This is a genomic window from Paenibacillus sp. TAF43_2, assembly GCF_052113545.1.
Taxonomy (GTDB): domain Bacteria; phylum Bacillota; class Bacilli; order Paenibacillales; family Paenibacillaceae; genus Pristimantibacillus.
In genome coordinates this window covers 1-7,732 of sequence record NZ_JBFRDK010000235.1, presented here as the reverse complement: position 1 = coordinate 7,732, position 7,732 = coordinate 1, and the positions used below count along the sequence as shown (strand labels likewise).

The window sequence follows — 7,732 nt, the reverse complement described above, 5'->3', positions numbered from 1 at the left end:
GCTATTAACTAGTCCTATTTCTGTGAAAGTTGCATATTTGTTGAAAATAGATCTAGATTCTAGCGCTATTTTTACTGAATCAACGAATAGTGGGGCATTTGGCGGGTTGTGAGTGAAAATAAGCCTACTTTCTAGTCCTATTTCCGCGAAAAGCTCAAGTTTGTTGAAAATAGGTCTAGATTCTAGCACTATTTTTACTGAATCAGCCAATGGTGGGGGATTTGGCGGGTTATGAGTAGAAATAAGCCTACTTTCTAGTCCTATTTCTGTGAAAGTTGCATATTTGTTGAAAATAGGTCTAGTTTCTAGCGCTATTTTTACTGAATCAGCCAATGGTGGGGGATTTGGCGGGTTGTGGGCGGAAAAGTGTATGAGGAGGTTGTCCCGCAAGTAATATGATCTTGTGGGGCAACCTCCTCTTTAATCATCCGATCAAACTTTTCATCAGCGCTAAACCTCGCCGTCTCCCGCACCAAAACCTAGCAGTTTCGGCTGGCGAAGCAGACCCGTATCGGTAAACTCGAGTGCGGTCACCCTGCATGGGAAATGTACGGCAAGCCAGACTACGTCTGATTTCTTCATGCCTTGCGAAAGCGACGGGAAGGGGCAATCTCCAGGGTGGTCATGCATAAACTGGAGCAGCAGTTTTTTGGACGCGTTGTCGAGCCCCGACACATGCCCAATATATTTATTCTCATATTGCAGCACGAGGCTCGACACGAGGCCATCCCTTAATTTCACCCCAACAACGTCCGCGACGATTCGTACTTCCTTCCGTTTCTTGAACCAATCCTTATGGCCTTTGCCCTCGCTGTAAGGACTATCCAGACGCTTCGATATGAGCCCTTCCCACTCCCGCTCGATAAGCCATTCCCATAAGGACTGACCATCATCAAACAAGTCGGTGACAAACAGGCGCGGCGATTTTTCAGGAAACTTGGCAGCAAGCCGGCTGTAACGATCACGGAAGGGAAAGCTGCGCAAATCTTCACCGTTATCATTGAGCATATCAAACATGACGAATAAGAGATCATCTTTGCCTGACCTTTTCTGCACGCCTAGGCGGCTGCGCTGAAAATTTGGACGAGTTCCGTCAAAATAGACGATTTCACCATCTAGAATGCAGGGCCCAACGCGCAGCGGCGACAAGAGCGCAACAATTTCAGGGAAAGTGGTATTTCGCGGCTCTACTCGTTTGGAAAATAGTTCAACACCGCCGTTGCCGTCTAATCGAGCGAGTGTGCGAACGCCATCCCATTTGATTTGATATCCCCACTCCGAGCCAGTAGGGATAACGGGCGAAGTGACTGGCGCCATAGGCACCTTCGGTAGAGGAAGCAAAGACATCGTGTTCATTATCCGGCATCCTTCGTTTTTCTAGTGGTACTCTTCCTTTTCTTTGGAGCAGCAGGCGGTGTTTTGGCCGCTTCAAGGGAAGCTTGCAGCGCAGCCATCAAATCAATGACATTCGTCCGTCCAACAGCCGGAGCAGAGACCATATCAACGCTTTCGCCCGCCATTTTATGCTGAATAGCTTCAAGCATGGCAGCCCGGTAATCATCGGTATATTTTTCAGGATGAAACGGTTCAGACAGCTGTTCAATGAGCTGCTTTGCCATTTGCAGCTCTTTTTCATTGACATTAGCCAGTCCAGGCAGGTTAGGCACCTCTGCGAGCGGACGAATTTCATCTGGATAATGCATCGTCTCCATGCATAAGCAGTTTCCGACAACGCGAATCGCGGCCAAGCTGCTTTTGCTTCGGATCGATATTTTGGCGATGCCGATTTTACCTGTTTGCTTGATCGCTTCAAGCAGCAGCGTATAAGCTCCAGCCCCTGACATGTCGGGGGAGAGGTAATACGCTTTTTGATAATAGAGAGGGTCAATATCCGATAAATCGACAAAATCAAGAATTTGAATAACCCGTGCAGATTCAGGCTTTAGCGCTTCAAGCTCTTCTTCATTAAAGAGCACAAACTTGTCCTTCTCGTATTCAAAACCTTTAGCGATATCCTCTGGTTTAACCGCTTCATCGCAGTGAGGACAAGTCTTCACATAGGAAATAGGCATGCCGCAAACCTTATGTATTTGGCGAAAATGAACATCCTTATCTTCTGTAGCCGTAAACATTTTTACAGGCACATGAACCAACCCAAAGCTGATCGCACCTTTCCAAACTGTATGCATACAATCCCCGCCCTGCTTTTTTTCCATAGGATGCGCGCGTTTGGTTAAAGTATACGAGGAATGGACAATCTCACCATAACAAGTTGAAAACAAAAAGACCCTTCGCAAGCTCATTTGAACTTGTAAAAGGTCTCTATGCTAAAGCTATTTATCGCTTTTTTGCTCGTTTTTGGCCAGCTGCTGCCGAAGCTCTGCATTTTTTGCAGCTAATTGTTTCGTTAAAGCAGCCTGCGAAGCGTCAATTCTGGCTACCTCTTCGTTTAATTTCGTAATTTGAGTCATCTTGCTGCTAAGGTCGGTGGGGGAAGAGCTCATTTTGATGTTTTTTTGCAGCTGTTTTATTTTAGAGAGAGCTTTCTCTTTTTTGCTTTTATCGTTGCTGGTTTGCTTTTGCATGTCAGCGATTTCTCTTTTTAAGCGGCTGATAATGGATGTTGTGAAGCTAATGGACATAAGGGCACCTCATAATCGTATAGTGTTGCATCGCCCCATTTTACTATAAAACGCTCGTTTAAGCGAGAAAGAAAGACCCGGAAGAATGCCACCAAAATAAGGTGCTCTCCCGGGTCTCCGTTCATGCAAACGGTTTAGGCTGCTGCTAGCTTATTGATTGAAATCTTGTTTATGTTCCTGACTGTCCATGTTGTTCACGCTGTTCATGCTTTTCTTGCGAATGGTCGGTCTAATAAATCGTCCAAGAAGCATAAATAATGGCGAGGTTTCGAGTTCGACAAGATTGAGCATCTCCGCCCAGTTAAAGATGACCAGAAACGGCAGTAATCCAATGGCCAGTATGCCGAATATCAGTCCGACGGAAACATTTCGAAGCATTTTACCAATTGTCATGCTCTCATCTCCAATCTTGCGGATTCTCTCACCTTTACATTATACGCCCCTTCCGAGGCGCCATTCAACCGTACCCTTCAATTGCCGATTATTAAGGAGCATACTTGTGCCAGCAAATCATACTGAAGTATTATTAAACCTTGTACCCCATATCGTGAACTCCGATCAACCTATAGAGCAACGATCATTCACGGGAAAGGAGCTTATTTTGAAGGCAAAAAGCTTGTACCGCAACTATGTCAAAAATAATCTTTTCATGAAAATGATTTTGTTGTTTGCATTGATTACAACGGTGACGATCGTAACTTTTTCGTATTTTATGTTTAATGTCATGTCGGAATCTATTGTGCGCAATGAGCTTGAAAATCAGAAAAAAGCGATCGACAGCGTAAATAACTATATGACACGTAAATTCGAATCAGTGGAGTCGATCATGCTCGACGTGTATAGGAATGAAGCCTTATCCCTTCATCTTACTTATTTCCTTCAAAATCCGTTCGAGGATTACATCAATTATCAATTGGATCAATATGCCTCTTCTATTAATATCGACATGCCGAAGGGGCTGGATTATTTTGAAAATAAGGTTGAAAATGATGCCGATATCGAGAACCTGCTGCTATACAGCTCGGAAAAGCAGTTTTTGTACGCATACAAGCAGGGGCATGTAACGAAGTTAATATCTACGAATGCCGCACATTCCTATATCCCGGATGCCATGGCGATGGAGGGAAGTAAAGTAACGCTGCCGAATGCATGGGTACGAACGGCAATTGGACAACAGGATCCAAAGCTATTCGCGATACGTGTTCCCATTACGGACAAAAATACGTTAAAAAACCTAGGACAGCTGCTCGTTTATTTCAACTCAGAACGGATTCAAAAAGCACTTGAGAGCTATAAAGAGCAATTAAAGGGCTACATTCTTGTCCTTGGACCAACAGGGGAAGTGCTCTTCGATTCCTCAGACAACTTTTATGGTAAACGGTACCCTTATATCGATAAAATTGATTCCTTGAATGACACTGTGATGCTTGAGCAGGAATCTTATGTCAAGATGTTCACACAAACCGAAGCGGGTTATACCGTAGTTGGTGTAGCGCCGAAGGCGGAGGTAGCTGCTGCCTATCAAGGCTTGAAGCACACGATAACATTGATTAGTATCATTTGTATCATTATGGTGCTGCTGGTTCCGACCTTGGTTGTTATCAATTTCGCGAAACGAACGAATAAAATCATACGATTTATGCGCAAGGTGGAGAACGGCGACTTGTCCGCACGCATCCAAGACGAGAAAGAGGACGAGCTTGGGCAAATTTCCAGAAGCTTTAACGATATGCTCGGCGAGCTGACAAAGCATATCGACCGCGTCTATAAAGCGGAGATTAAACAAAAGCATACAGAGCTTGCTGCTTTGCAGGCTAGAGTGAATCCGCACTTTTTGTACAATACGCTCGAAGTGATTCGAATGCGGGCCGTATCGCAAGGAGCGAAGGATGTAGGCGAAATGATATACAGCTTATCGGTGTTATTCAAAAGCTTCGTCCAGCCCAAAGGTGAAAACACGCTCAAGGATGAGCTAGAGACTTCGCGCCTCTATTTGGAGCTGTTTCGGATTCGTTATAAGGACAAGCTGTCTTATGAAATTCATTGCGATCAGAGCTTGGCTAGCAAAAGTATAATGCGAATGGCGCTGCAGCCGATCATTGAAAATTACGTTGTACATGGTCTAGAAGCGCGCAGGCCGGATAACCAAGTGAAAATAAATGTTCGGCAGATAGAGGATCGCATACAAATTCAAGTCGAGGATAATGGCAGAGGTATAGCGCCTGGGCGACTCGCGTCCATTCGTGAGTCGATGGACATGCTGGAGGAAAGCGGTGATTCTTTTGGTCTTCGGAGCGTGCATGAGAGACTGAAGCTGCTGTACGGAACGGAATATGGTGTTGAAATTAACAGCACGCCAGGCGTCGGAACGATCGTAACGATTGAATTCCCAGTAGCAGAGGAGGCGCAGCATGTATAGAGTATTTCTTGTAGATGACGAGCCGTTTATTATTGAAGGCTTGTACGACATTATCGATTGGGCGGCGTTTGGCCTTGAAATCGTAGGTTCAGCGGAAAATGGCCAGGATGCGCTTGAAGCGTTAAAGGAGTCATCGGCTGATATTTTGCTTACGGATATTTCAATGCCAGTGATGGACGGCTTAACTTTGATTCGCGAAGCAAGGCAATTCCGCCCGGATTTGAAGGTCATTATTTTGAGCGGCTTCAACGAATTTGACTATATCAAGTCAGGGCTTAAGCTTGGTGTGGAAAATTATTTGCTTAAACCGATTAATATTGACGAGCTGCAGGAGACGCTGGCTAATACTATCGACAAATTGAACACGACAAGGCCAGACCGATTATTTAGTGATTATGATATTCGCATTCTTAGGGATAATATATTGTATCGGTGGCTGACTGGACGCATTGCGCCAAATGAGCTGATCGAACGTACCGATATGCTTGAAATCCGGCTGGATGCTCCTTATCTTGTGACTGCGATTATTCGAACGGAAAGTCAGTTCGAGCCGTCCTATGAAGCACTACAGCGGCTTGCCATGGAAGATCCGTCGATGCTGCCGTTTGTGGACATTGATGGCGACTTGGTTATCGTGTTTATGCTGGAGGACAAGGAACAGGGTAAGGAAAAGGCGATGAGCATGCTTGAAAATATGCAGAAACGGTTCGCTCCGAGCCCGATGCGTATTTCGCTTGGCAGTGTGGAGGCGGTAGGCGAGGGTGCGCCGCAGAGCTACGCGCATGCGAAGAAGGCGCAGGAATATTTCTTATTATCCGACGAGCCGGCTATTTTGGACTATAGCTTGCTATCAGAGAAGAACAGTATTGAGAACGTAACGTCGCAGCCGCTGAATTGGTCCTTATTCTCGAAGTTGATTAAAGCGAAGGATCTAGAGCAGCTTCATGCGGCAATTGATGCTGAATTTGAGCATTATCAGACGCTGGACGGCGTTACGCCGGAATATATTCAAAGTATGGCCATTGAGATGATGATACGGTTCAAAATGGAGCTCAAAGAAATTAAGCAGGCAGATCAGCCTGAGCTGTTCAAAGCAGGATTCACACAAATCATGCAAGCCGAGACGATTGAAGGGCTCTCCTCCGTTGTCAAAGAAGCAGCTACCTTGACGGTGGATTCGCTTATGCGCGACGTGAAAAGCCCGATCATCCAGCTGCTGCTCGGATATGTGCATGAGAACTATGCACAGGCGCTGTCGCTAAAATCGCTCAGCCAGCAATACAACATCCATCCGGTTTATCTCGGACATCTGTTTCAGAAGGAGACAAATGAAACCTTTACCGAGTATATAAACAAATATCGAATAGGCAAAGCTAAGGAAATGTTGAAGGAGACGAATCTGAAGGTGCAGGAAATTGCGCTTCAGGTCGGCTACTGGGAAACTGGATATTTTTATAAACAATTTAAGAAATATGTAGGGATTTCTCCTACAGATTACAAAGGACTACTCTAATGCAAGATAGAGAAGTCCTTTTTTTCTTTAATTTGTACACCATACCTTTAGTTTGTTCCCTATATGAAAACCGTTACATCCGTTATTTTTAAGTTAGCCCTAAAACGCAACGCGAATTAAGGGCAGAGCAATAAAGTAAGCGTATGCTTACGCAATTGAATTGTGCTTCGTAACTAGACATAGGGAGGACTTACAATGATTAGAAACAAAAAGAGATTTATGCCGGCGCTTGCACTGATGCTGGTCATGTCAATCGTGCTTAGCGCGTGCGGCGGAAGCAAAAACGAAGGTGAAGGCACTGCCGAGAAACCAGTAGAACTGCTCTGGTACACAATTGGTACGCCTCAAAAAGATGTGGACAAGGTTATGCAGGAAGTAAGCAAATATACAGCAGAAAAAATTGGTGTTACGGTCAAAATGAGCATGATTGACTGGGGCGATTACTCACAGAAGCTGCAAGTTATGACGGCTTCCGGTGAAGCAGTAGACATTATGTTTACGTCTTCATGGGCGTTTGACTATGTGCAGAACGCAAGAAAAGGCGCATTCATGCAAATCGATGATTTGTTGAAATCGCACGGTCAAGGTATCGTCGATACACTTGATCCTGCCTTCCTTGAAGGCTCAAAAATTGACGGCCACAACTATGGTATCCCTGCAAACAAAGAGCTGCCAGCGCAAGAAGTATGGCGCTTTAACAAGCAGTATGTAGACAAGTACAAAATCGATATTTCAAAAGTGAACACACTTGAGAGCCTTGAGCCATTGCTCAAAACGATCAAAGAAAACGAACAAGGCGTATATCCTTTCGCGGTTGATAAAAACCAAATGCCTTACGTGCCATATGACTATGTAATCGAGAAGCTTCCAATGGCTGTTTCCCTCGATACGAAGGATTACAAATTGGTTAACGTACTAGATACACCAGAAATGAAACAAGCTTTGACTACAATGCACAAATATTATAAAGCTGGCTACATTCCAACTGAAGCAGCAACAATGGATTCGATGACAGATGTTCAAACGACTGGCAAATGGTTCTCAGACCGTGCGACAACTCAGCCTTTCGCTGACAACCTATGGTCTGCAAGCTATGGCTACCCAGTAGTTTCAACTCCTGCAAGCAAAGCGCTTATTTACAACTGGTCAGTTATGGGT

Annotated in this window: 8 protein-coding genes; 3 read left to right on the top strand and 5 right to left on the bottom strand. The window is 44.9% G+C overall.

The genetic code is table 11. The annotated features are described in order from the left end of the window. The 5 genes from AB4Z17_RS30150 to AB4Z17_RS30130 form a co-directional block, all read right to left on the bottom strand. The coding region (locus tag AB4Z17_RS30150) for a hypothetical protein (protein ID WP_441963952.1) at positions 1-333 on the bottom strand (333 nt) is incomplete at its 3' end. Positions 334-450: 117 nt separating this feature from the next. Beyond that, complete coding sequence (locus AB4Z17_RS30145; protein WP_441910713.1) at positions 451-1,356, bottom strand: ATP-dependent DNA ligase; 906 nt, start codon at positions 1,354-1,356, stop codon at positions 451-453. Next, positions 1,356-2,189, bottom strand: a complete 834-nt coding sequence (gene ku / locus AB4Z17_RS30140; protein WP_441910715.1) for a non-homologous end joining protein Ku — start codon at positions 2,187-2,189, stop codon at positions 1,356-1,358. Before ku ends, AB4Z17_RS30145 begins: the two co-directional genes overlap by 1 nt. Positions 2,190-2,333: 144 nt before the next feature. After that, positions 2,334-2,642, bottom strand: coding sequence for a hypothetical protein (locus tag AB4Z17_RS30135; protein ID WP_339207312.1), 309 nt, complete (start codon positions 2,640-2,642; stop codon positions 2,334-2,336). Positions 2,643-2,792: 150 nt separating this feature from the next. Continuing rightward, positions 2,793-3,035, bottom strand: a complete 243-nt coding sequence (locus AB4Z17_RS30130; protein ID WP_441963950.1) for a hypothetical protein — start codon at positions 3,033-3,035, stop codon at positions 2,793-2,795. A gap of 106 nt (positions 3,036-3,141) precedes the next feature. On the opposite strand from AB4Z17_RS30130, the gene AB4Z17_RS30125 reads away from it, so the two are divergent. From AB4Z17_RS30125 to AB4Z17_RS30115, 3 genes are all read left to right on the top strand, one after another. Next, positions 3,142-5,061 carry a cache domain-containing sensor histidine kinase gene (locus AB4Z17_RS30125; protein ID WP_441910718.1) on the top strand — a complete coding sequence of 640 codons (1,920 nt, stop codon included), beginning with the start codon at positions 3,142-3,144 and terminating at the stop codon, positions 5,059-5,061. Then, positions 5,054-6,574, top strand: a complete 1,521-nt coding sequence (locus tag AB4Z17_RS30120) for a response regulator (RefSeq protein WP_441910720.1) — start codon at positions 5,054-5,056, stop codon at positions 6,572-6,574. Before AB4Z17_RS30125 ends, AB4Z17_RS30120 begins: the two co-directional genes overlap by 8 nt. Positions 6,575-6,769: 195 nt before the next feature. Further along, on the top strand, positions 6,770-7,732 hold a 963-nt coding region (locus tag AB4Z17_RS30115), incomplete at its 3' end, for an ABC transporter substrate-binding protein (RefSeq protein ID WP_441963948.1).